At 64.4% G+C, this 24,343-nt stretch carries 20 protein-coding genes and 1 tRNA gene; 8 read left to right on the top strand and 13 right to left on the bottom strand.

The genetic code is table 11. The features are described 5' to 3' along the window. Positions 1-4: 4 nt before the first annotated feature. Both ACZ5AC_RS12005 and ACZ5AC_RS12010 read right to left on the bottom strand, forming a co-directional pair. Complete coding sequence (locus ACZ5AC_RS12005) at positions 5-445, bottom strand: hypothetical protein (RefSeq protein WP_464247837.1); 441 nt, start codon at positions 443-445, stop codon at positions 5-7. 288 nt (positions 446-733) lie between these two features. Beyond that, a complete protein-coding gene (locus ACZ5AC_RS12010; RefSeq protein ID WP_464247838.1) occupies positions 734-1,558 on the bottom strand; it encodes a glycosyltransferase family 2 protein in 825 nt (274 codons plus the stop codon). Between ACZ5AC_RS12010 and ACZ5AC_RS12015 the strand changes: the two genes are divergently transcribed. From ACZ5AC_RS12015 to ACZ5AC_RS12030, 4 genes are all read left to right on the top strand, one after another. Further along, complete coding sequence (locus ACZ5AC_RS12015; protein ID WP_464247839.1) at positions 1,557-2,657, top strand: glycosyltransferase family 4 protein; 1,101 nt, start codon at positions 1,557-1,559, stop codon at positions 2,655-2,657. The genes ACZ5AC_RS12010 and ACZ5AC_RS12015 overlap by 2 nt on opposite strands. Next, the gene (locus tag ACZ5AC_RS12020; RefSeq protein WP_464247840.1) at positions 2,654-3,757 is read left to right on the top strand and encodes a glycosyltransferase family 4 protein; all 1,104 of its coding nucleotides are present in this window, start codon (positions 2,654-2,656) and stop codon (positions 3,755-3,757) included. Before ACZ5AC_RS12015 ends, ACZ5AC_RS12020 begins: the two co-directional genes overlap by 4 nt. Further along, positions 3,754-4,788, top strand: a complete 1,035-nt coding sequence (locus ACZ5AC_RS12025; protein ID WP_464247841.1) for a glycosyltransferase family 9 protein — start codon at positions 3,754-3,756, stop codon at positions 4,786-4,788. The genes ACZ5AC_RS12020 and ACZ5AC_RS12025 overlap by 4 nt, the downstream gene beginning before the upstream one ends. A 106-nt stretch (positions 4,789-4,894) precedes the next feature. Next, positions 4,895-5,473, top strand: a complete 579-nt coding sequence (locus ACZ5AC_RS12030) for a hypothetical protein (protein ID WP_464247842.1) — start codon at positions 4,895-4,897, stop codon at positions 5,471-5,473. 12 nt (positions 5,474-5,485) lie between these two features. Here ACZ5AC_RS12030 and ACZ5AC_RS12035 read toward each other — a convergent pair whose 3' ends face one another. From ACZ5AC_RS12035 to ACZ5AC_RS12045, 3 genes are all read right to left on the bottom strand, one after another. After that, entirely contained in the window at positions 5,486-7,090 is a 1,605-nt protein-coding gene (locus ACZ5AC_RS12035; protein WP_464247843.1) for a DUF3369 domain-containing protein, read from the bottom strand. After that, on the bottom strand, positions 7,087-9,060 hold the full coding sequence (locus ACZ5AC_RS12040) for a sensor histidine kinase (RefSeq protein ID WP_464247844.1): 1,974 nt from the start codon (positions 9,058-9,060) through the stop codon (positions 7,087-7,089). Before ACZ5AC_RS12040 ends, ACZ5AC_RS12035 begins: the two co-directional genes overlap by 4 nt. A 126-nt stretch (positions 9,061-9,186) precedes the next feature. Further along, positions 9,187-10,860 (bottom strand): Na/Pi cotransporter family protein, encoded by a 1,674-nt coding sequence (locus tag ACZ5AC_RS12045; protein WP_464247845.1) that lies wholly within the window; start codon positions 10,858-10,860, stop codon positions 9,187-9,189. 311 nt (positions 10,861-11,171) lie between these two features. On the opposite strand from ACZ5AC_RS12045, the gene ppsA reads away from it, so the two are divergent. Together ppsA and ACZ5AC_RS12055 are read left to right on the top strand one after the other, a co-directional pair. Beyond that, positions 11,172-13,583, top strand: coding sequence for a phosphoenolpyruvate synthase (ppsA, locus tag ACZ5AC_RS12050; protein ID WP_464247846.1), 2,412 nt, complete (start codon positions 11,172-11,174; stop codon positions 13,581-13,583). Between the two features lie 257 nt (positions 13,584-13,840). Further along, positions 13,841-15,172: an HD-GYP domain-containing protein gene (locus ACZ5AC_RS12055; RefSeq protein ID WP_464247847.1), complete on the top strand. Its 1,332-nt coding sequence runs from the start codon at positions 13,841-13,843 to the stop codon at positions 15,170-15,172. 86 nt (positions 15,173-15,258) lie between these two features. On the opposite strand, the gene ACZ5AC_RS12060 is transcribed toward ACZ5AC_RS12055, so the two are convergent. Further along, positions 15,259-15,483, bottom strand: a complete 225-nt coding sequence (locus tag ACZ5AC_RS12060; RefSeq protein WP_464247848.1) for a hypothetical protein — start codon at positions 15,481-15,483, stop codon at positions 15,259-15,261. Between the two features lie 14 nt (positions 15,484-15,497). Then, entirely contained in the window at positions 15,498-15,947 is a 450-nt protein-coding gene (locus ACZ5AC_RS12065; protein ID WP_464247849.1) for a DUF2325 domain-containing protein, read from the bottom strand. 406 nt (positions 15,948-16,353) lie between these two features. Between ACZ5AC_RS12065 and ACZ5AC_RS12070 the strand changes: the two genes are divergently transcribed. Next, positions 16,354-16,659: a putative quinol monooxygenase gene (locus ACZ5AC_RS12070; RefSeq protein WP_464247850.1), complete on the top strand. Its 306-nt coding sequence runs from the start codon at positions 16,354-16,356 to the stop codon at positions 16,657-16,659. Positions 16,660-16,689: 30 nt separating this feature from the next. Here the strand turns inward: ACZ5AC_RS12070 and ACZ5AC_RS12075 are convergent, their stop codons facing one another. Next, positions 16,690-17,328: a YqaA family protein gene (locus tag ACZ5AC_RS12075; RefSeq protein ID WP_464247851.1), complete on the bottom strand. Its 639-nt coding sequence runs from the start codon at positions 17,326-17,328 to the stop codon at positions 16,690-16,692. 127 nt (positions 17,329-17,455) lie between these two features. Between ACZ5AC_RS12075 and ACZ5AC_RS12080 the strand changes: the two genes are divergently transcribed. Then, the gene (locus tag ACZ5AC_RS12080; RefSeq protein WP_464247852.1) at positions 17,456-18,235 is read left to right on the top strand and encodes a class I SAM-dependent methyltransferase; all 780 of its coding nucleotides are present in this window, start codon (positions 17,456-17,458) and stop codon (positions 18,233-18,235) included. A 72-nt stretch (positions 18,236-18,307) separates the two neighbouring features. Here the strand turns inward: ACZ5AC_RS12080 and lon are convergent, their stop codons facing one another. The 5 genes from lon to ACZ5AC_RS12105 form a co-directional block, all read right to left on the bottom strand. Beyond that, positions 18,308-20,755 carry an endopeptidase La gene (gene lon / locus ACZ5AC_RS12085; protein ID WP_464247853.1) on the bottom strand — a complete coding sequence of 816 codons (2,448 nt, stop codon included), beginning with the start codon at positions 20,753-20,755 and terminating at the stop codon, positions 18,308-18,310. A gap of 31 nt (positions 20,756-20,786) precedes the next feature. Beyond that, the gene (clpX, locus tag ACZ5AC_RS12090; protein WP_464247854.1) at positions 20,787-22,037 is read right to left on the bottom strand and encodes an ATP-dependent Clp protease ATP-binding subunit ClpX; all 1,251 of its coding nucleotides are present in this window, start codon (positions 22,035-22,037) and stop codon (positions 20,787-20,789) included. A gap of 31 nt (positions 22,038-22,068) precedes the next feature. Further along, on the bottom strand, positions 22,069-22,665 hold the full coding sequence (clpP, locus tag ACZ5AC_RS12095) for an ATP-dependent Clp endopeptidase proteolytic subunit ClpP (RefSeq protein ID WP_028577951.1): 597 nt from the start codon (positions 22,663-22,665) through the stop codon (positions 22,069-22,071). A gap of 186 nt (positions 22,666-22,851) precedes the next feature. After that, positions 22,852-24,165, bottom strand: a complete 1,314-nt coding sequence (gene tig, locus ACZ5AC_RS12100; RefSeq protein ID WP_464247855.1) for a trigger factor — start codon at positions 24,163-24,165, stop codon at positions 22,852-22,854. A 52-nt stretch (positions 24,166-24,217) separates the two neighbouring features. Beyond that, a tRNA-Leu gene (locus ACZ5AC_RS12105) sits at positions 24,218-24,300 on the bottom strand. Positions 24,301-24,343: the final 43 nt, after the last annotated feature.

Here is a 24,343-nt window from a genome sequence, read left to right on the forward strand (position 1 = left end):
GATTTTATATTGAATCGTCTTCAATCATATATAGATTCCAGCATTTATTTTTTTTAAAATGATATTTCACAAGAAGCCCTGTATCGTCTTTCGATCTGATTATTTCAGCATTATTCTTATCAATCTGAACTATTTTTAATTTTTGCTTATCTTCATTCAATATATCGAATGAAGGTATTGTTGGATATTTTATATCTTTTTTATCAATTGATTTTTTAATCTTTTGAGGAATTAAATAAGACTCTGTATCAATAAGTAAGATTATAACATGATCGCTTGAGTGTTTTTTTTGGAAATACTGATCATTTATGAATATATTGGAAAATTCATAAAAATCATCTGATAAAAATGCGTTATCTTCTGTAGAATTGCCGCATTCATATGAAAATGCAGTACTGTTTACGAACAAAATCAATGAAATCAGCGTGATGAGATATGTTTTCACAGCCTTTCCTTCATGGCGCGTTGCATCAGGGTCTTTTGGCGGGAGAGAGGAACATGAGCCGCCCTGATGGCTTTGGCCTCCGCGGGAAGGGAATCGGACGCTATTCCCCGGCGCGGACGGACAGGCATGGACGTATCATGTCTCGCAGGAGCATGACATTGGGAACGGTTCTATATGTCGTCGGGAAAAGTATGCATCAACAAGGCGGGTGAAATGGGGAGACTGGTACGTTGACGTGGAATCGAAATTGTGTGTCGAAAGATTCGGGAGTGAACCCCAGCCGGGAATTCACGGCAGGAAAGGCGCCGCCAGCTCCCGCACTCGCATCGCCTCCTCGTCCTTGCCGTACTTGATGCATCCCTGGGCGTAGAGCCGGACCCGTTCCCGCAGGGACGCCACGGCCATGGCCCGCTGCTCGGCGGTCAGGTCCATGGTCCGCAACAGATCGACGACGGCGTAGACGCGGTACAGATCCAGGCCGATGATGCGCCGGGAAAGCTGGTCCGCGTGCCCACCGGTCTTGACGGTCAACGCCTCGGGCACGAGCCCGACGGGATGGCGCGCCCCGACCCGCAGCCACAGGCTGTAGTCCTCGCAGGCCGGCAGGCGCTCGTCGAACGGCCCCAGCTCGTCCCACAGCCGACGCGAGAACATGACGCACGACGGACTGATCAGGCACAGTTCCAGAGATTTTTCCAGAAACCAGCCCGCGGGCTTGGCGTGCTTGAAGCGCGGGTTGACCCGCACGCCGTCGCGGATCCAGATCTCGTCGGTCTGACAGATCTGCAGACCGCTTTCGACCAGGAAGCGGACCTGCCGCTCAAGCTTTTCCGGCAGCCAGTAATCGTCCGAGTCCAGGAGCGCGATGTAGCGGCCCCGGCTGGCGGCGATGCCCAGGTTGCGGGCGGAGCTGACCCCTTTATTTTCCTGACGCATTCCCGTAAGCCGGGGATCGTCGAATCCGGCCAGGACCTCTGCGGTGCGGTCGGTGGAGCCGTCGTCGACGACGATGAGCTCCAGGTCGGGGAGGCTCTGCGCCAGCACCGAGGCCACGGCCCGGCCCAGAACATCCGCCCTGTTGTGGGTGGGAATAATCACGGAAACACATGTCATGAGATGCATCCAGGTCGTCAATGTGCGGTGGTTCAACGCCACCGCGTGGTACGGCATGTTCCTCGGCCGCCTGCTGATCGAGGCCGGCCACGAGGTGCTCGTCCTCGGTCTGCCCGGCACCCTCTCGGCCCGCAAGGGCGGGGAGTGGGGGCTGCCCATGCGGCTCATGGACCTGAACACGACCACGCCCTGGGGCATAGCCGCGCTCTACGCCGAACTCAAGGCCCTGGTGCGGGAGTTCAGGCCCGACGTAGTCAACTGCCACCGCGGGGAGGCCTTCCTCCTGTGGGGGCTGCTGCGCAAGGAGCTTGGCTCCTTCGGGCTGGTCCGCACCCGCGGCGACCAGCGCCTGCCCAAGGCCAATATCGTCAACCGCTGGCTGCACAACGCGGTCAGCGACGCGGTCATCACCACCAACTCGCCCATGACCCGCCATTTCCGGGACGCCTTCGGCATGTCGCCGTCCAGGCTGCACGAGATCCTCGGCGGCGTGGACACGACCGCGTTCCACCCCGACGCTACGGCCAGGGAGCGCATCCGGGCTGAGCTGGGCTACGGGGAGCGTGATTTCGTCGTCGGGCTCCTGGGCCGCTTCGACCGCGTCAAGGGCCAGCTTGAGCTGATCAAGGCCGTGAGCCGACTGCGCCGCGAGGGGGCGGGGAATCTGCGCCTCCTCCTGCTGGGCTTCGACTCGGCCACGCCGGAGGCGACCGTGCGCGACTGGATCGCCGAGCACGGCGTCGAGGACGTGACGACCATCACCGGCAAGCGCCCGGACATCGCCGCCTGCCTGAACGCCCTGGACCTGGGAGTGGTGGCCTCCCTTTGGTCCGAGACCATCGCCCGGGCGGCCCTGGAGATCATGGCCACGGGCGTTCCCCTGGTCGGCACGGACGTGGGCGTCATGCCCGACCTGCTCGAACCCGCTGCCCTCTTCCCGGCCGGGGACGTGGACGCCATGGCCCTGCGCATCCGCGCGGCCATGACGGACCCGAGCCTGGTGACGGCCCTGCGCGAAGGCCAGCGCCGCCGCATGTCCGGCCTTTCGGAGCGGGATTTCCTGACCCGCACCATGGCCGTGTACGAGGGGCTGCGATGAAGCGCGTCGCCCTGATGCTCCCGAACCTGAGCCGCTACGGCGGGGCCGAGCAGTTCGGCCACCGCCTGGCCGGCTATCTGGCCGCGTGCGGCGACTTCGACGTGACCTTCGTCTGCGCCAGGCAGGACGGAGAGGCCCCCGAGGGCGTGCGCATCATCCGCGTCGGCCGGCCCGTGCCGGGCAAGCTCGGCAAGACCCTGTGGTTCGCCCTGGCCGCCGAGTACGTGCGCCGCAGGGAGAAATTCGACGTGACCGTCGGGCTGGGAAACACCGTGTTTCAGGACGTCGCCCGCCTTTCGGGCGGCCCCACCGGGCTCTTCTGGGGCCTTTCGATCAAGGCCTACGACGAAGGCCTGCCGCGCACCCTGAAAACCCTCTCCCGCCGCCTTTCGCCCGGCAAGCAGCTCGCCCGGGTCATCGAAGGCCTGCAGGCGCGCCGCACGCGGGTTCTGGTGGCCAATTCCCACTTCGTGCGCGACCTGACGACGCAGGCGTTTCCCTTCCTCGACGCCGGCCGCATCCCCGTCATCTACAACCAGCCCGACCTCGACCGCTTCCACCCCGGCCGACCGGAGGACAAGCCCGCCCTGCGCGAACGCTTCGGCCTCCCGGTCCAGGGGGACCTGATCATCACCGCGGGCACCAATTTCCGCCTCAAGGGCGTCCACATCCTCATCCGCGCCCTGGCCCTCCTGCCCGCCTCCTTCCGGCTGGCCGTGGCCGGCGGTCGGGGCAGCTCCGAGATGCTCGCGCTGGCCGATTCCCTGGGCGTCGCGGACAGGGTCCGCTTCCTAGGCCGGGTGGACGACATGCCGGCCCTGTACCAGGCCGGGGACATCTTCGTGCTGAACACCTTCTACGACGCCTGCGCCAACGCCGTGCTCGAGGCCCTGGCCTGCGGCCTGCCCGTCGTCTCCACGGCCTGCAACGGCAGTTCCGCCTTCCTGGCGCCCGAGGCCGTGCTGGCCGACCCGACCGACCACGCGGGGCTGGCCGAACGCATCGAGGCCCTCGTCCACGGCGGCTCCACGGCCAGAACCGTTTTCAACCCGCCCCGCGGCCTCGAGCCGTACGCGGAGCTCATCCGGAACCTTGCATGACAGATCTTTCGTCCTTCAGCCCCGAACGCATCCTCGTCTGCCAGCTGCGCCAGATCGGCGACGTGCTGCTGACCACGCCGTCCATCCGCCTCCTGCATGAACGCTACCCGGCCGCGGCCATCGACGTCTTCACCGAAAAGAAGTGCGCCCCGGTCCTCGATAACAACCCGCATGTGCGCCGGGTCTGGGCCCTGGACAAGAAAGCCCTGCCCAACTTCCTGGCGGAGCTGCGCTACTACGCCCGCATCGCCGCCGAAAACTACGACCTCGTCGTGGACTTCCAGCAGCTGCCCCGCTGCCGCTTCGTGACCCTTCTGAGCCGCGCCGAGGTCCGCCTGACCTATCCGCCGCCGTGGTACAACCGGCTGCTCTACACCCACTGGGCTCCCCCCACTCCCGGGTATTCGGGCAGATTCAGGGCCGGCATCCTCGCGCCGCTGGGCATCGTCTGGAACGGCCAGGCCCCGGAGCTGTTCCTGACCGACGAGGAAAAGCGCTGGGCCGAAACCTATCTGGCCGGATTCGACCTGGAGCGCGGCCGATTCATCACCCTCGACCCGACCCACCGCCGCTCCACCCGCCTCTGGCCCGCCCGCCACTATGCGGACATGGTCGCAAGGGTCCATGCGGCGCGCCCGGACCTGCGTTTCTTCATCCTCTTCGGCCCCGGCGAGGAAGCCATGGCCCGGGAGGTGCTGGAGCACTGCCCCGTTCCCGAAGCCTGCGTCCTGCCGGACACGCTCATCGGCCTGCGGCAGATGGCGGCCGTGCAGTCCATGGCGCGGCTGCACGTGGGCAACTGCTCCGGCCCGCGCCATTTCGCGGTCTCCGTGAACACGCCCACCCTGACCATCCTCGGCGCCACGGGCGGAGGCTGGCGCTTCCCCTCCGAGGCGCACAGCGACATCTTCGAAGACCTGCCCTGCAGGCCCTGCAACGAAAACTTCTGCGCCCGCAAGGATCACGCCTGCCTTGAAAACCTTTCTCCCCGGCGTGTGGCCGACCGGGTTCTGGAGATCCTCGGGGCCTGAGCGCCCCGGGGTGGGCTCCGTATTGCCCGCGCCACGATTCGAGTCTATGGGTGCGGGGTGGCTGGCAGCCACTCTTTTTCGGAAATTCCACCCAAGGAGCGACCTCATGAAAAAAACCATTCTCACCATCTTCATCCTGCTGTGCTGCGCCGGTCCGGCCATGGCCGACGCCCTCGATACCTTCCTCGACAACATCAACGTCCAGGCCGCCGCGGACAGGCATGGCGCGGTCGCCAGCATCGGCTCCCATTTCGGGGTGCCCTACTCCGACGTCGAACTCATCATGGGTACCACGGGCAGCCTTTCCGACGCGTTCATGATCCTCCAGTTCGGACGCTGGACGGGCCTTAGCCGCGACAGGATCATGGGCGTGTACGGCTCCAGGAAGGGGCAGGGTTGGGGCGTCATGGCCAAGGAACTCGGCATCAAGCCGGGTTCGGCGGAGTTCCACGCCCTCAAGAGCGGAGACTTCGGCTACGACCCGCGCCGTCCCTACGGCTATGACGACAAGGGCGGGACCTCGAAAAAAGGCGGGCCATCGGACAATGGTCCGGGCAAGGGAGGCAAGCCGGACAAGGGCGGAAATTCCGACAAGGCCGGCGGGAAAGGGAACAAGAAAGGCCCCGGCAACAGCGACGACCTGCTGCCCTCGGACCAGGGCGGCGGCAAAGGAAAGCAGAAGTAACGCCCCGACCATTCACTCGGGACGGTTCGCACCGTCCCGAGCCGATTCACGAGCCGTGTAGCAGACCCCGCACTCGTCGTGGTACTGCTCCCAGATGGCCGTGAATTCCTCACGGTTCTCCAGCAGGATGTCGACCAGACACGGGTCGAAATGCCTGCCGCTCTCCTCCAGGAAATACTCGAACACCTCGTCCCAGTTCCACGCGTCGTGGTAGACCCGCTTGTTGGACAGGGCGTCGAACACGTCCGCCACGGCGACGATCCGCCCGTGGACGTGAATTTCCTCCTCCTTCAAGCCCTGCGGGTAGCCCATCCCGTCCCATCGTTCGTGATGCAGCAGCACGATACGAGCCGCCGTCTGGATGATGGGGCTCGTCGAACGGCTCAGGAGTTCGTACCCGCGCTGCACGTGGCTCTTGATGACGTCGAACTCCGCGGGCGTCAGGGAGGCCGGCTTGTTCAGGATGGAGTCGGGAATGCCGATCTTGCCCAGGTCGTGGGCCGTGGAGGCGATCTTGAGCATCTCCGCCTCCTCCTCTGGCAGACCGTACTTGAGGGCCATGAGGCGCACATATTCCGACACGCGGCGCACGTGGCTGCCGGTCTCGGCGGAGCGGCACTCCATGGTCTCGGCGATGTGGAAGATGATCTCCTTCTGGGTGTCCTCGATGCCCTTGTTCAGGAACAGGTTGTCGAAGGCCAGGGAGACGTTGGTGAAGAAGAGTTCGAGCAGGTCGTGGTCGTTCTCGTCCAATTCCCGGCCGACCTCGAAATAGAGAAAGTTTTCCGAACCTGTCCTGCTGATGAAGTACCAGGCGCACTTGCCGTCATCGCAGTAGAATCCGTGGGGTTTGCTGCGGGCCCTGGCCAGGGCGCGATGCACGGTATCCCCGCGCACGTCCTCGATGGGCCGCTCCACGAATTCGCTGAACTCGCCCGTGGCCGCCAGGACCACGGACCGCCCCTTGAGCCCCGACGCGGCCAGGCCCGAGGCGTGGCTGTACACGGCGTCGCGCTTGAGCTGGAGGATGGCCGTCAGCTGGCTCAGCACGCCGCAGCCGAGTTTCTGCAGGGACTGGCGCTCGAAGATGTCCGACGAGGCCTCGATGATGCGCTTGAGGCCCTGGCGGTTGTCCTCGATGGTCGTGATGAAGCTGAAGCTGCGCAGGGCCGAGACGATGGTCACGAGCATCTTTTCCAGGGTCAGCTCGGTCTTCTCCTTGTAGTCGTCGATGTCGTACTCGAGGATGACCTTGGCCGCGGGCGCCTTGCCCGGCTGTCCCGTGCGCAGGATGATGCGTACCGCCAGGTTTTTGAGCTCCTCGCGGATGTGGCGGACCAGTAGCAGGCCGCTGTCGTCGGCCTCCATGACCACGTCCAGGAGGATGACGGCGATGTCGTCGTGCTCGCGCAGCACGGCCCTGGCCTCGGCGGCGCTGTGGGCGTGCAGGAATCCGAACCTGCGGCCGCGGTATTCCTGCCCCGACAGCATGAAGACCGTGACGCTGTGGACGTCGGCCTCGTCGTCCACGATCAGGATCTTCCAGGGCGCCTCGCCGGCCCCGGAAACAGGTTCCGGCGCCTCTTCCTTGAACAGGATCTCGTCGTTGTCGGTCATGCCTCTCCTTGCCCGACGGGCACGCGCACCTGGAACGTCGTGCCGTGGCCCGGCGCGCTGCAGCAGGTGACGGTCCCGCCGAGGGTGCGGGTCACGGTGTTGAAGACGATGTGCAGGCCCAGCCCCGTGGAGCCCTTGGCCCGCGCCGTGGTGAAGAACGGTTCGAATATCTTTTCCTGAACTTCGGGCGGCATTCCCCGCCCGTCGTCGGAATAGGTCATGTTGAGAACGCCGTCGGTTCGCTTGATCTCGATGCGGATGTGCCCCGCCTGCCCCTCATCGTAGGCGTGGGTCAGCGTGTTGACGATGAAGTTGGTCAGGATGTGCGAGAACGCGCCGGGGTAGCTCTCGACGACCAAGTCCTCGTCGCAGACCACCTCGACCGTGTGGCTCGTCTTCTTCAGCTTGGGCCGCAGGCTCAGGAGCACCTGGCCGACGTACTCCCGCACGTTGAAACTCCTGCGGTTCTCGGAGATCTGGTCCGCCGCCACCATCTTGAAACTGCGGATCAGGTCCGAGGCCCGGTTCAGGTTGATGAGGCTCATCTCCAGGCCTTCCCGACTGGACTCCAGATACTCCGAGAGGTCCGAACGTTTCATCTCCGCGCGCTCGAAGAGGCCGCGCAGCACCCGGTTCTTCTCGGCCATGGTCGATGTGGCGGACAGGGCCACGCCCACCGGGGTGTTGATCTCGTGGGCCACGCCCGCCACCAGCCCGCCGAGGGCCGCCAGCTTTTCGGACATGACCAGCTGGCTCTGGGCCTGGCGCAGGTTCTCCAGGGCTGACTGCAGGTCCGCGTTGGCCCTGGCCAGTTCCGCCGTCCTCGTGAAGACGCGCTCCTCCAGTTCGGAGTTCAGAAGACAGCACTCCTCCTCGGCCCTCCGCCGGTCGTGGTCGTGGACTTCGAGGCTCGCGGCCATGCGGTCGAAGGCCGCGGCCAGCCGCCCGAGTTCGCCGTCGGCGTGCTCAAGGCCCGTGCGGGTGCTCAGATCACCAGTGCCCAGACGATCCGTGGCCGCCATGAGACGTTCCAGACGCCGCAGAATCGTGTGTTCACCCACGAACCAGGCCGCGGCCAGGGCCAGGGCAGCGGCCAAGGCCAGGGACATGAAGTTCCAGACCATGGCCCACCTGGCCGCCGACAGGGCCAGGCCTTCGGGCTGCCCGAGGCGGATCATGAGGCCCTGCAACGGGGTGTCAGGGAAATTCAGGCGCTTGAAGCCATAGAGGCGCCGCACGCCGTCCACTCCCCGCTCCAGAAAGGTCCCCTCTTCCTCCTGGCCGGACATGCGCTCGACCATACGCGGGAGGTCGTTCACCCATGTGTACTTCTCGGTTTCCGGAAACCGTGTCAGACGCAGCCCGTCATGGTCCGTCAGGGTGAAGACCGAACCCTCTGGCAGATGGAAGTCGACGAATATCTGACCGAAGTAGCTCAGGTCGAAGGAGGCCACCAGGACGCCGCGCGTCGTGCCGTCGCGATCGATGACGGGCTGGGCGAACTCCATGAGCACGTGCCTGCTCTTGTCCACGAGGTGGTAATTCCCCATGGCGAACCGCCCCGTCTGCATGGCCTGCACAAAATACGGCTCCCCTTCGATGCTGACAAAGGATTCCACCGGGGACACGGCCACGATCCGGCCCGTTGCGTCGGACAGGGCCAGGGCCACGTAGGCAGGGTTGGTCGAGAGCATCTCCTCGAGCAGGAGCTGGGAGCCCAGCGCGTCGAACTGCTGCACCTCCCTGGCCCTGGTCAGGGTGGCCAGCATCAGACGCGCGTTGGCCACGACCTGCTCATGGTGCGAGGCCATGACCTGAATCTGCCTCAGGGCAGCGCTCCGGGCGCTTTGGATGGTGTTCTCGCGCAGGGAGTAGCCGGTGAACAGCATGATGCACAGTGCGGGCAGGATGGCGACCAGCACCAGGCAGATGAGGCTTGTGCGTATGGAGGCGAAGGCGGGGATGCGCATTGTCCCTCCGACAAACGGGGCGAGCCGGGACGGCGCGCCTGTTTGCAGGAAGGATAGCGGGGGGGAGACGATGGCGCAAGACATTCCCGCACGAAAAGGTCGCGCGGGAATGTCCGGCCGCAGGGGTCAGCGTTCGCTGGCCAGAGTCCGGGAGATGGAGTAGCAGTAGTCGCCGATTTTCTCCAGCCTGGCCAGCAGGTTGATGAAGGCCAGACCGCCCTCGATGCCGCACTTGCCGATCTTCAGGCGCTCGATGTGGGCGTCGCGCATGGTCTCGCGCATGGAGTCGATGGCCCGCTCAAGCTCCTCGGCCTTTTCCATCAGCTGTTCCGGCTGCTTGATCAGGGCTTCGGACACCATCTTCAGGAACTCGTCGACCCTGGCGGAGATGACGAAAAGATCGCCCATGGCGTTCTCGCTGAACTTGAGTTCCTTGTCGACGATGTCCTCGCAGAGCAGGCCCAGCGCCTCCACCGCGTCGCCGATGCGTTCGAGGTTGTTGACGATGCGCATCTGCTCCGCGATGTCGGTGGACGTCTCCTCGTTGAGCTCTCCCTGCATGGTCTTGGCCAGAAAGGTCGAGACTGCCTTGTGCGCGTCGTTGATGTGCGATTCGTAGCGCTGCCGCAGACGCACGGTGCGGTGGTCCCGTTTTTCGAGGCCTTCCAGGGCGTTGGCGTAGGCCGCGTGGACCGTCTGGGACATGCGGTGGATCTCGCCGCGGACCTGCGCCAGGGCGGCCACGGGGTTGTCCTCGACGTGCTGGTCGAAGACCGGCAGCCGGAACAGGTCGTCGCCCTCGGTCTTGTCCTTGGGCGAGCACCATGTGCCGACGCGGATGAGTGCCGGGAGGAAGACCAGGAAGACCACGGCGTTGGTCAGGTTGAAGAGGGTATGGCCGTTGGCCAGGAAACGGCCCACGTAGGGGTACTCCCCGCCGACCTGCGTGTCCCACGGCTGCGATGCCGTGACGTTCATGCTCACCCACTCAATCCCCTGCAAGAAGTACGGGAAGATGGTCAGCATGATGCACACACCGAGCACGTTGAACATGGTGTTGGACCTGGCCGCCCGGTGGGAATCGCTGCAGCTCGACCCGATGGTCGCCAGTTCGGCGGTGATTGTCGTCCCGATGTTCTCGCCCAGCACCAAGGCCATGGCCGAGGGAAAGTCGAGCAGTCCCTGCGTGGCCAGGGTCATGGTCAGGCCCACAGTGGCAGACGAGGACTGCAGGATCATGGTCAGGATGCAGCCCGTGGCCACGCACAGGAGCACGCCGCCCATGCTCGAGGCGTCAAACTTGGTAAAAAAGGCGATGAATTCGGGATCGGACCGCAGGGGCCGCAGCCCGTCACCCATGACCGTCATGCCGAAGAAGAGCAGGCCGAAGCCGAGGATGACCTCGCCGAGGTAGCGGTACTTCTTGCGCGGGGCAAAATACTTGAGGGGGACGCCGATGGTGATGGCCGGCAGCGCCAGGTTCGACAGCTTGAAGGCGATGAGCTGGGCGGTCATGGTCGTGCCGACGTTGCAGCCGAGCATGACGCCCACGGCCTGGTTCAGGCTCATCAGGCCGGCCGAGACGAAGCTGATGAGCATGACCGTGGTGGCCGACGACGACTGGACCAGGGCAGTGACGCCCGCGCCCGTGATGAACCCGACGACCCGGTTGTTGGAGACGGCCTTGAGGACGTTGCGGATCCTGTTGCCCGCAGCCATCTGCAGGCCTTCGGTCATGAACTTCATGCCCAGGATGAAAATACCGAGGCCGCCAAGGGTCTGAATCAATACATCAAACATGTGGTATCCGTGATCCTTGTGTTACATTCGTATGACAGCGAACCGAAATCCGAATTCCTGTAGAGTATCTCTGCCGGTAAGAAAAGATTTTTTACGATTCTGAAACACGCCTGTAACAAAACGAACATTTGTGCATTTTTTCAACGGGATCAGTTTGTTACAACTTGACGACGCGCCCGATCGCAGCTCTTCCCGACCAAACCGATCAGAAAGTTTTCCCGCAAGCTCCACGCCGAGTTGCGCAAATCACCGCGGGCTGGCATGAATGAACCGGGAAACCGCAGCCTGATTCGCACGCAAGGAGGATTTCCGTGAACAAGCAAAACGCCTTCGTTCTCTGGTTCGACGAGATCGGCATCGAGGACGTGCCGCTGGTGGGCGGCAAGAACGCGAGCCTTGGCGAGATGTACCGCAACCTGACGGCCAAGGGCGTGCCCGTGCCCGGCGGATTCGCCGTCACGGCCAAGGGGTACCGCCATCTGCTGGACAGCTCGGGCGCCATGGACAGGATCAAGAGCATCCTGCAGGGCCTCGACACCCACGACATGGACAACCTTATGGAGAGGGGCAGCCGCATCCGCTCCCTCATCCGCGGCCTGGAGTTCCCGGCCGACCTGCAGGGGGCCATCGCCGAAGCCTACCGCAAGCTGGAGACGCAGTACGGCCAGGGCGTGGACGTGGCCGTGCGCTCCTCGGCCACGGCCGAGGACCTGCCCGACGCCAGTTTCGCCGGCCAGCAGGAGACCTACCTGAACATCCGCGGCGTGGAGGACCTCCTGGACGCCTGCCAGCGCTGCTTCGCCTCCCTCTTCACCAACCGCGCCATCTCCTACCGCCAGGACAAGGGCTTCGACCACTTCTCCATCGCCCTGTCCATCGCCGTGCAGAAGATGGTCCGCTCGGACCTCTCGGCCAGCGGCGTCATGTTCTCCATCGACACCGAGACGGGCTTCCGCGACGCCGTGTTCCTGACCGGCGCCTGGGGCCTGGGCGAAAACGTGGTCCAGGGCGCGGTCAACCCCGACGAGTGGTACGTCTTCAAGCCGACCCTCAGGCAGGGGTTCAAGCCCATCATCATGAAGCGCGTCGGCGGCAAGGCCATCAAGATGATCTACACCACCGACGCCAAGGCCCCGACCAAGAACGTGGCCGTGCCCGAGGAGGACCGCCGCCGCCTGGTCCTGTCCGACGACGAGGTCGTGGCCCTGGCCCGCATGGCCTGCACCATCGAGGAGCACTACAGCGCCATCCGCGGCCAGTTCACGCCCATGGACATCGAGTGGGCCAAGGACGGCCAGACGGGCGAACTGTTCATCGTCCAGGCCCGCCCTGAGACCGTGCATTCCCTCAAGGACCGAGCCACCCTCAAGAAGTACGTGCTGCAGGAAAAGAGCGAGGTCCTGGTCCAGGGGCAGTCCGTGGGCGAGCTCATCGGCCAGGGGCCCGTGCAGGTCATCAAGTCCGCGAGCATGATCCACGCCTTCCGCAAGGGCGAGGTCCTGGTCACGGACATGACGGACCCGGACTGGGAGCCCATAATGAAGATCGCCTCGGCCATCGTCACCAACCGCGGCGGCCGGACCTGCCACGCGGCCATCGTCAGCCGGGAACTCGGCATCCCCTGCATCGTCGGCACGGGGAACGCCACCACGCGCCTGAACCAGGGCGAACCGGTGACCGTGGACTGCTCCGAAGGGTCCGTGGGCACGGTCTACCGGGGCCTTCTGCCCTTCGAGGTGCAGGAGACGGACCTGGGCGCCCTGCCCAAGCCGAAGACCAAGATCATGATGAACCTGGCGAGCCCCGAACAGGCCTTCGAGAAGAGCTTCATCCCTAACGAAGGCGTGGGGCTGGCGCGCGAGGAGTTCATCATCAATTCCTACATCAAGATCCACCCCCTGGCCCTGCTGAACTACGAAAACCTGCCGGACGAGATACTGAAGCGCGCCATCGCCGACATGACCTCGGGCTACGCGGACAAGGCCGAGTATTTCGTGGACAAGCTGGCCGAGGGTGTGGGGATGCTGGCCGCGGCCTTCCACCCCAAGCCGGTCATCGTGCGTCTTTCGGACTTCAAGTCCAACGAGTACGCCAACCTCATCGGCGGCAAGCTCTTTGAACCGGACGAGGAGAACCCCATGATCGGCTGGCGCGGGGCATCGCGCTACTACTCGGAAGGGTACAGGGAGGCCTTCGGCCTGGAGTGCCGGGCCATGAAGAAAATCCGCGAGGACATGGGGCTGACCAACGTCGAGATCATGATTCCCTTCCCGCGCACCGTGGAGGAGGCCAAAAAAGTCATCGAGACCATGGCCGGGTACGGCCTGAGGCAGGGCGAGAACGGCCTCAAGGTCATCGGCATGTGCGAGATCCCGTCCAACGTCATCCTGGCCGAGGAGTTCCTGGAGGTCTTCGACGGCTTCTCCATCGGCACCAACGACCTGACCCAGCTCATCCTCGGCGTCGACCGCGACTCGTCCCTGGTGGCCCACGTCTACGACGAGCGCAACCCGGCCGTGAAGAAGTTCGTGCGGCAGGTCATCGAGGTGGCGGTGAAAAAGGGCAAGTACATCGGCATCTGCGGCCAGGCCCCCAGCGACTACCCCGAGTTCGCCGAATTCGTGGTCGAGTGCGGCATCGGGTCCATGTCCCTGAACCCCGACACGGTCATCAAGACGACCCTCATCGTGGCCGAACTGGAAAAGCGGCTGGGCATCTCCTGACATTGCGCACACCCGCCGCGTACGGCCCCTCCCTGCAGGAGGGGCTGTACGCGGCGGCCCCGTAAGCGCCACCTCGTCCACGCACCTTCCGGACGTGCACAGGGTGGGGGAGGCGCCCCGGACTTCCCGCTTTGAGCGCTTCTTCCGCGTGATCGCACCGGACGCCCCGCACGGCATTGAGGCATGACAACATGCCCTGGACCGTGTACAGCTCGTCCAGGCTGCCGGAGGTCTTCCCCGATCCGTTGGAGCAACGCATGCCTTCATCCCGGAACATTCCCCTCGTGACCTACGTACGGCAAACCCTCGTCGCACGCCTGGCGTTCATGGCCGCGGTCATCGCCCTGGGCATGGCAGTGCTGGCCTATATGGCCGAGGAACGCATGATGGCCCGGGAGGTCGTCTTCGAGGCCCAGATCGGCATCGAGGAACTGGCCGACCGCACGCGCGAACTCATGGTCATGGACAACCTGCAGCCGCGGGCAGCCTTCCGCAAGACCCTGGACGAGCTGAGCGTGGCCAGACCGAAACGAAGAAACGGCAAGGTCGTCTACGCAGGATTTTCCAAGCCCGGCGTCGAGGGCGCCGAGGAGTATCTGGACAGGAGTTTCGTGCTGCACCAGGCCGTGTGGGATTATGTGCACTCCCGCAGCACACCGCACGCCGAGACCGGCGAGGCCTGGTCGCGGACGACCGTCATCGCGGACCTGCTCTGCGTCCATGCCATGCTTCCCCTTGGGGACTCCGCGAGAAACGAAACCGGACGGGCTGAGATAGTCTTCGTGCCGTCCCCGGAAACCCTGGCCGCCATGAACAGGAAGTCCATCCTGACGGCGGGCATCGTGGTGCTCATCACCCTGGCCACCACGGGCCTGCTCTACCCCGTGGTCCTGCGCCTGACCGACCGTCTGGTGGCCTTCTCCCGCAACATGCAGGCCGCCAACTTCGAGACCCTGTCCCTGCTGGGGTGCGTCGTCGCCAAACGCGACAGCGACACCGACGACCACAACTACCGGGTCACGCTCTACGCCCTGCACACGGGGGCGGCCATGGGCCTGGACGCGGACCAGATGCGCGCCCTGACCAAGGGCGCGTTCCTGCACGACGTGGGAAAGATCGCCATCCGGGACGACATCCTGCTCAAACCCGGCAGGCTCACCCGGGAGGAGTTCGAGATCATGAAGACCCATGTCCGCCACGGCCTGGACGTCATCGACCGATCGACGTGGCTGCGCGACGCGCGGGACGTGGTCGGCGGGCACCACGAGAAGTTCGACGGCGAAGGGTACCCCGGCCGGCTGGAGGGCGCGGACATCCCCCTGACCGCCCGCGTCTTCGCCGTGGCCGACGTCTTCGACGCTCTGACCTCCCGCCGCCCCTACAAGGCGCCCCTGAGCCGCGCCGAGGCCCTGGGCATCCTGATCCGCGGGCGCGGCAAACACTTCGACCCCGAAGTCGTGGACGTTTTCGCCTCCATGGCCAAAGACCTGCATGAGCGCTACGCGCACAAGACGGGGAGCGACCTCAAGGCCGAACTCATCGACATGTCCTGGAGGTATTTCCAGGCCGACGCGGAAACCCTGGTCTGACGCGGCGCGACCGAAATGGGCAGGATTGCGGAAGAAATCTCCAGACTGTCGTTATCGTTGGCCGACCTTTGCCTGGTTCCCCCTTCTCACTTCCCGAACGCGGACAGCCCTGAACGGCAGCGGCAGTTCGCGCACTTGACCGTGCACGAGCACGTCCCCCCTCCCCCGCCGGGGCACGACCCGTCCCCGTCTTCGCCCTGCGGGCGCTCGGTCCACGATCGCGAGCCCATGACCCCGCTCGACGCCTTGCGCAGCCGGTGCATGTCCTGAATCGAAAAGAGTTCCGAACCGTTGTCCAGTTTGAAACACATATCCCCTCCTTATTTCAGCCGGCGCTTGCGGCCACGGCGCGTGACACCGTGGCCAGACCGAAACCCGGCAGCATGTGCACGGGCTTGTTGTGTTTCTTTCCCATGTTCTTGACCAGAAGACAGGCCGCGTGGCTGTTGCAGTTCACGGGGCACAGCACCACGTCGGCGCGGAGGAAGCGGCTTTCGAGCCCCTTGACGCCGCCGCGCAGCCGGCCGTCATGGTATTCGAAGACCCCGCCACGCTCCTCGATGAATCGCCTGTAGGCGTCCTCCATGCGTCCCGGGCCGCCGACGATGAGGATACGCTTCCGGCAGAGGTCGAACGACGGGCACTCGGGCGAACACTTCTCCGACGGGCATGTGCCCCAGGGAGCTGGCGCCCCGTCCGACCCGTGATCACGCACGTTCCCCGATGCCCGGCAGCCTGCGCCGCACTCCAGAGTGCTTCGAACATCCGCATTCATCGAGTCCCTCCTTTAATTAGCTCTCTCTAACATTTAAAGCCAAACTCGATCACCAGGATTCATGACATGATCACTGAATCACTCATGTCATCACCATACAGCGCTTTGCCTAGCTTAGCAGAAATTAGACGTAACTAATAAAATTGCGCCTAACCCCGCTCCCTCCTTCCTGTCAACGAATATCCTGTCGGCGAAGCATCCGGCGGCTCTTGATGTTCACTCAGCTATCTAAACTTGATTTAAAAAATGCAGAAAACAGATATACCCCCTGTGGCGCCCCGGATGCCGTACAAGCTGGACGGCCAAAGCTCCTCCTTGCCTGCCGCGGCGCACATCAGATAGCACGGCGCAGGGGCGTCGTCCGGCGCCCGCGAAATTTCACCGCGCACGCTGCAGGAGGCCGCTCATGTTCGTCGTCATCGTCGATATCGCCGTCAAAAGGGATTTCATCGAGCAGTTCCGGGAGGCGGTCATCCGCCAGGGGAACAATTCACTGACCTTGGAGGAGGGATGCCTGGGCTTCGACATCCTGCAGGACCCGGCCGAACCGACCCGCTTCACGCTCTACGAGTCGTACGTCGACAGCGGAACCTTTCACGACGTGCACCGCGCCACGCCGCACTTCGCGGAATACGCGGCGACGACCGCGGACTGGGTGGAGAGCAAGAGCCTGCGGGCCATGACGAAGATCTGGCCGCTGGAAGACGATTGACGGGGCCGTCCGCTGCTGCGGACGGCGCAATCACAGATACTTGATGGCCGCGAAGCCGAGAATGGCCAGGGCCACGAGAGCCGTGGCGGCAAGCTCGAAATGGCGCTCCATGAAAGGCTTGATGCGCGCGCCGAACATGCGGATGAGCCCCGCCACGAGAAAGAAGCGCATGGCCCGCCCCAGGACCGAAGCCAGGACGAACTGCGTCAGATCGAAGCGCATCATGCCCGAGGCGATGGTGAAGACCTTGTAGGGGATGGGCGTGACCGCCGCGATGAGCACGCCGAAGAAGCCGTAATTCTCGTACCAGATCCGCACGGACTCGACCACGGCCTCGCCATGGTACATGCGCACGATGGGCAGGCCGACGGCTTCCCACAGCCCCCAGCCGATGAAGTAGCCCAGCAGGCCGCCGGCAACCGAGGCGACCGTGCACCACGCGGCCAGGCTGAACCACCGGCGCGGGTTGCAGAAGCACAGGGCGATGAGCAGGACATCCGGCGGCACGGGGAAGAAGGAACTCTCGGCAAAGGACAGGATCACCAGCGCCGGCAGGGCGTAGGGCGTGGCAGCCCAGTGCAGGGTCCAGTAGTAGAGTTTGCGCAGGGGACTGCGCGTGGCGCGGGCCCGGGCCAAGTCGTCCTGGGGTGATGTTTCGTCGCATTTCATGGCGCGGCACATCAGCACAAAAGCCCGGAAACCACAACCGCAAAGAGCGACGGCTCGCGGGCGCTTTTCTTTTGCCCGCATTTCCCGCACAGTCCGTGCGAACACGCTCCGCATCCCCGAGATCGACATGGCCGCACGAACTCCCACCAAATCCGCTCCAAGCGGCACCCCCCCCGGGCGGGCCTTTGCCCTGCCCTGGCCCCTGCCGGCGCTGCTGGCCTGGTCCGCGTGCTGGGCCCTTTTCCTGGCCCTGCACGACCTGCAGCTGCCCGTGGCCTGGTCCGCGGTCGGTGCCACGGCCTTGGGCGTCGCGGCCGGCGCCTTTGCCCGCTCCTCGTGGCGCAGGCTGTTCATCGCCGCGGGCTTTCCCCTGTCGCTGGCCGCGTCGGGGCTGGGCGCCGGCCTGCCGGCCTGGGGCTGGCTCCTGGCCCTGGTACTGCTCACGATGCTCTACCCCATGAAAACATGGCGCGACGCACCCCTTTTCCCGACCCCGCGCGGTAGCCTCGCGGGCCTCGACAAGGTCGCGCGCCTGCCCGCCGGGGCCCGCATCCTCGACGCAGGCTGCGGCCTGGGCGCGGGTCTGGCCGAACTGCGCAGCGTCTTCCCCGACGCGCGGCTCGCGGGGCTGGAGTGGAGCTGGCCCCTGCGCCTGGCCTGCGGCCTGCGCTGCCCCTTCGCCCGTGTCCGTCGGGGAGACATCTGGAAGGAGGACTGGTCGGGCTACGACCTGGTCTACATGTTCCAGCGGCCCGAAAGCATGGGGCCGGCGGCGGACAAGGCGCGCCGGGAGCTGCGGCCCGGCGCGTGGCTGGTCAGCCTGGAGTTCGAGGCCCCGGCCCTGCGCCCCGAGGCCGTGCTGCGCAACGTTCACGGCAAGCCAGCCTGGGTCTACCGCATGAAGTGAGCAGGGCGCAAAAAAACCCGCCACGGTCACGTGGCGGGGTTTGCTTGTTTGTGATGTCCGATCAGCGCGGGATCACTGCCGGCTGGCGACCTCGTGCCCCTTGTGCAGGGCCTTGGACAGCGGGACCACATCCGACGTGGAGCAGAACAGGCTCTCCCTGCTCACGCCCTTCAGGGCCTCGCACAACACGTCGTCCATGTTCTCGACCAGGACGATCTCCAAGTCCTTGAGCACGGCCTTGGGAACTTCCTTGAGGTCCCGCTCGTTCTCCTTGGGCAGCAGCACGCGGGTGATGAGGCCGCGATGGGCGGCCAGGAGCTTCTCGCGCACCCCGCCGATGGGCAGGACGCGGCCGCGCAGGGTGATCTCGCCCGTCATGGCAACGTCGTTCCTCACCGGGATGTCGAGCAGGGCCGAGGCCAGGCAGGTGGCCAGGGTGATGCCGGCCGAAGGCCCGTCCTTGGGCGTGGCGCCCTCGGGCACGTGGATGTGGATGTCCACTTCCTTGTAGAAGTCCCGGCGCAGGCCGAAGAACTCGGACCGCGAACGGATGTAGCTGATGGCCGCCTTGGCCGACTCCTGCATGACGTCGCCGAGCTTGCCCGTGATCTCGATCTTGCCGCCGCCGGGCATGAGCGCCACCTCGACGAAGAGAAGCTCGCCGCCGACCTGGGTCCAGGCCAGGCCCGTGGCCACGCCGACCTGGGCCTCTTCCTCGCGCTGGTCGTGACGGACCTTGGGAATGCCCAGGTAGGTGCCGATCATGGACTTGGACACGGTCACGGTCTTGTCCATGTCGCCGTCCTCAACCAAAGCGCGCGCCACCTTGCGGCAGATGGAGGCCAGTTCGCGCTCCATGTTGCGCACCCCGGCCTCACGCGTGTAGCGGCGGATGATCTCGAGGACGGCGCCCTTGGACAGGCTCAAGTTCTCGGGCTTCAGGCCGTGCTGCTCCATCTGCTTGGGCAGGAGGAAGTCCGTGGCGATGCGCTCCTTCTCCGTCTCCAGGTAGCCGGGGATGTTGATGATCTCCATGCGGTCCTGCAGCGGCAGCGGGATGGTCTGCAGGGAGTTGGCCGTGGTGATGAAAAACACCTGCGACAGGTCGTAGTCCATGTCCAGGTAATGGTCGTTGAAGGCGCTGTTCTGCTCCGGGTCCAGGACCTCCAGCAGGGCCGCCGAGGGGTCGCCCCGGAAGTCCATGCTCATCTTGTCCACCTCGTCCAGGCAGAAGACCGGGTTGTTGGAGGACACGCGCTTCAGGGACTGGATGATCTTGCCGGGCAGGGCCCCGACGTAGGTCCGGCGGTGGCCGCGGATCTCGGCCTCGTCGCGCACGCCGCCCAGCGACAGGCGCACGAACTCGCGCCCCGTGGCCCGCGCGATGGACTTGGCCAGGGACGTCTTGCCCACGCCGGGAGGGCCGACCAGGCACAGGATGGGCCCGCGCAGCTTCTTCACCAGGGCCTGCACGGCCAGGTATTCGAGGATGCGCTCCTTGGGCTTCTCCAGCCCGTAGTGGTCGTCGTCGAGGGTCTTCTGGGCCTGCTTGATATCAATGTCCACGTCGCGGAGCACGTTCCAGGGCAGGGCCAGGATCCAGTCCACGTAGTTGCGCAGCACCGCGTACTCGGCCGAGGACGGCGGGGTCTGGCGCAGCTTCTTCATCTCGGCCATGGCCTTGGAGCGGGCGTCCTCGGGCATGTCCTTGGTCTTGAGCTGGTTCTCCAGGTCTTCCACGTCGGCCTTGGGGTCGAAATCGCGGCCCATCTCCTTGTGGATGGCCTTCAGCTGCTCGCCCAGATAGTAGTCCTTCTGGTTCTCCTCCATCTGCTTCTTGACGCGGCCCTTGATCTTCTTCTCCAGGGAGAAGACCTCGACCTCCTCCTGGATGAGCTCGTAGACCCGTTCCAGGCGGCGCACCGGGTCGCGCAGTTCGAGCACGTCCTGCTTGCGGTCGTAGGTGGCCTTGAGGTGCGGCGCGATGCTGTCGGCCAGGCGGCCGGGCTGGTTCACGCTGGTGATGGCCAGGACCGTCTCCTTGGCCAGCTTGCGGTTGACCTGGGCGTACTCCTCCACGGCCTCGTGGGCGGCGCGCACCAGGGCCTCGCCCTCCACGGGGTTGCCGTCGATGTCGGGCAGGGCCGTGACGCGCACCATCTGGATCTCGTCCTGGATCACCAGACCGTGGGCCTGGTCCCAGGAGGCGCGGTACAGGCCCTCGAAGAGGACCTTGATGGTCCCGTCGGGGAGCCGGAGCATCTGCAGGACCTTGCTGACCGTGCCGACGTCATAGAGGCCGTCCACCTCGGGCCGCTCCTGGCTCGGATCCTTCTGGGCCACGAGGAAGATGCGCTTGTCGTAGGTGTCCAGGGCCCGTTCGATGGCCTTGATGGAGGAATCGCGGCCCACGAAAAGCGGCACGATGGATTTGGGGAACATGACCACTTCGCGCAGGGACATGACCGGCAGGGTCAGGCTCCCGGGGTGGTTCTTCTCGAAAATGATGGCATCGGACATGGCTGGTCTCGCTGGTTGCGCCCGACCGGGGTCAGGCGCTCTTGGCCTCGGGCTTGAAGAGGATGAGGGGTTCCTTGCCCTCCTCCACCACGGCCCTGTTGATGACGCACTCCGTCACGTCCTTCATGGACGGGATGGTGTACATGATGTCGAGCATGATGGACTCCATGACGGAGCGAAGTCCGCGGGCGCCCGTCTCGAGCTTGATGGCCCTGGCGGACAGGGCCTTCAGGGCGTTGGTCGTGAACTTGAGCTCCACGTTCTCCAGCTCGAACATCTTCTGGTACTGCTTGACCAGGGCGTTCTTGGGCTCCTGCAGGATGCGCATCAGGTCGTCCTCGGTCAGCTCGGTCAGGGAGGTGATGACCGAGATGCGGCCCGTGAACTCGGGAATGAGGCCGTAGCGGATGAGATCCATGGGGTGGACCTGGCGCAGGAGGTTGTCGGTCGTGATCTCCTCCTTACGGCGGACCTTGGCGCCGAAGCCCATGCTCGAACCCTGCACGCGCTGCTTGACGATGTCCTCCAGGCCGATGAAGGCCCCGCCCACGATAAAGAGGATGTTGGAGGTGTCGAGGCGGATGAACTCCTGCTGCGGGTGCTTGCGGCCGCCCTTGGGGGGAATGTTGGCCACAGTGCCCTCGATGATCTTCAGCAGGGCCTGCTGCACGCCCTCGCCGGACACGTCGCGGGTGATGGAGGGGCTGTCGGACTTGCGGGAGATCTTGTCGATCTCGTCCACGTAGATGATGCCCTTGGCCGCGGCCTCCAGGTCGTAGTCGGCGTTCTGCACGAGCTGGACCAGAATGTTCTCCACGTCCTCGCCCACGTAGCCGGCCTCGGTCAGGGTCGTGGCGTCGGCGATGGCGAAGGGCACCTTGAGGATGCGCGCCAGGGTCTGGGCCAGGAGCGTCTTGCCGGAGCCCGTGGGCCCGATGAGCAGGATGTTGCTCTTGTCCAGCTCCACGTCGTCCTTGACCCGGGCGTGGTACTTGATGCGCTTGTAGTGGTTGTACACCGCGACCGAGAGGATCTTCTTGGCGTCGTCCTGCCCGACCACGTAGTCGTCGAGGGCGGCCTTGATCTCCTGGGGCAGGGGGATGTCCGAAGAGTCCAGGTCTTCCTTGCGGTTGTCGTTTTTCAGAATGTCGTCGCACAGGGCGATGCACTCGTTGCAGATGTACACTTCGGGACCGGCGATGAGGCGCTGCACCTCGTCCTGGCCCTTGCCGCAGAAGGAGCAGCTCAAATCCTTGCCCGTCCTCTTCTTTCTTTCCGCCATGGGATACCTCGTAAAAACTCGATCAAACCTGTTATTCCAGTTCCTTGCGCGAAGCCAGGACCTGATCGATGAGCCCGTATGTGCAGGCTTCCTCGCCGCTCATGAAATAGTCGCGCTCCGTGTCCTGCTCCACCTTCTCCAGGGACTGCCCCGTGTGGTTGGCCAGGATGCCGTTCAGCTCGCCGCGCAGGCGGATGATCTCCTTGGCCTGGATGGCGATGTCCGTGGCCTGCCCCTGGAATCCGCCCATGGGCTGGTGGATCATGATGCGCGAGTGAGGCAGGGAGTAGCGCATGCCCTTGGCGCCGGCGGCCAGGAGCACGGCGCCCATGCTCGCTGCCTGGCCGATGCACAGGGTTGCCACGGGCGCGGAGATGTACTGCATGGTGTCGTAGATGGCCATGCCGGCCGTCACGGAACCGCCCGGGGAGTTGATGTACATGTTGATCTGCTTCTCCGGGCTCTCGGACTCCAGGAAAAGCAGCTGGGCGCAGATGGAGTTGGCGACGTGGTCGTCGATGGGCGTGCCAAGGAGCACGATGCGGTCCTTGAGCAGGCGCGAATAGATGTCGTACATCCGCTCGCCGCGGCCGGTGTTCTCGATGACGAATACGGAATTGCTGACCATGAAAGCTCCTGAAACAAACGGGTGAATGCTGATACCAAAGATTTGAAAAATAACGATCCGGGGCAGGGTGTCAAGGGCTGGGCGGAAGAGGACGCGGCCGTCCGGCGTCTGCCGGCGCATGGCCTGCCGGGACCGGACGCCGCACCGTAAGGAAAGGGCCGGGACAAGACCCGGCCCTTCGTGAGCTTATGCGTCCTGAGCGTCCTGGGCCGCCGGGGGAACCGGGGTCACCTTGGCGTTCTCGTAGATGAGGTCCATGGCCTTGTCCGCCAGGACCCGATCCTTGAGGGGGATCATCAGGTTGTGCTGCTCGTAGTAGTCCTTGATGGAGTGGAAGTCCTGGCCCGTGGAGGCGGCCATCTTCTGCAGGACCATGTCCACTTCCTGCGGATCCACCGTCAGGCCCTCGGCCGTGGCGATGGCCAGCAGCACCAGGGAGGACTTGACCACGTCCTCGGCCATGGGGCGGTTTTCGGCGCGCATTTCGGCGGGCGTCTTGCCCAGGGAGTCGAGGCTCTTGCCCTGGCGCTCCAGGCGGCCCTGCAGTTCCACGATCTGCTTGTCGATCTGCTCCTCGACGATGCTCTGGGGCAGCTCGAAGCTGACCTGGGCCTTGATGCCGTCCAGGAGCTTCTTCTGGGCGTCGCCCTTGACCAACTGCTTGCGGGTCGAGAGGTAGGACTTCTCGATGGCGTCGCGCAGGTCCTGGACCGAGGAGTAGCCGCCGGCCAGCTCGGCGAAGTCGGCGTCGACCTCGGGCAGCTTGCGTTCCTTGATGGCGTGCAGGGTGACCTTCATGGTCACGGTCTGGCCGGCCAGCTTGTCGTTGATGAAGTCGGCCGGGAAGGTCAGTTCCTTCTCCACGGTCTCGCCCGGGGTCATGCCGATGACGATGTCCTCGAACTCGGGCAGGGAGTTGCCCTCGCCCAGGGGCAGCTCGAACTTGTTGGCCGCGATGCCTTCCATATCCACGCCGTCCTGCATGGCCTGGAAGTCGATGACGGCGATGTCGCCGCTGACGACCTGGCGCTCTTCCTTGATGATCACGGTCTTGGCCATGTTCTGGCGGATGCGCTCGATGACGTCGTCAACCTGCTTGGGATCGACGGCCACCTCTTCCTCCTCGACCTCGAGGCCCTTGTACTCGGGCAGGTCGAAGGCCGGGGCGATCTCGAAGGAGAAGCTGTAGGAGAACTTCTCGTCGCGCTCCATCTCCTTGGCGTCCACGTCGATGCGCGACAGGGGGGAAAGCTTGGTTTCGCCCAGGATCTCGTTGATGTGATAGTTGATGAGGTCCGTGGTGGCCTCGCCGTAAATCTGCTTGCGGAACTTGGCCTCGATCACGGACGACGGGACCTTGCCCTTGCGGAACCCCTTGATGTCCGCGCCCTTGCGGTACAGGGCCACGGTGGCGGACAGGGCGGCCTGCACTTCCTCGACACCCACCTCGACGGTCACCTTGCGCTTGACCGGGGACAGTTCTTCGACTTTGTATTCCATGACTCCACTCCTTGATGATGGGCGCACCCTCGGGGGCCCGGATAGTCTTCTCTGGTGCGGGCGATAGGATTCGAACCTACAAGCTTTTGGCGCCAGCTCCTAAGGCTGGTGCGTTTACCGTTCCGCCACACCCGCAATCCGCAAAAGAGGGTCCATAGACGAGCCTTTGCGGGCCTGT

The sequence above is a fragment of the Desulfomicrobium aestuarii genome (assembly GCF_055385525.1).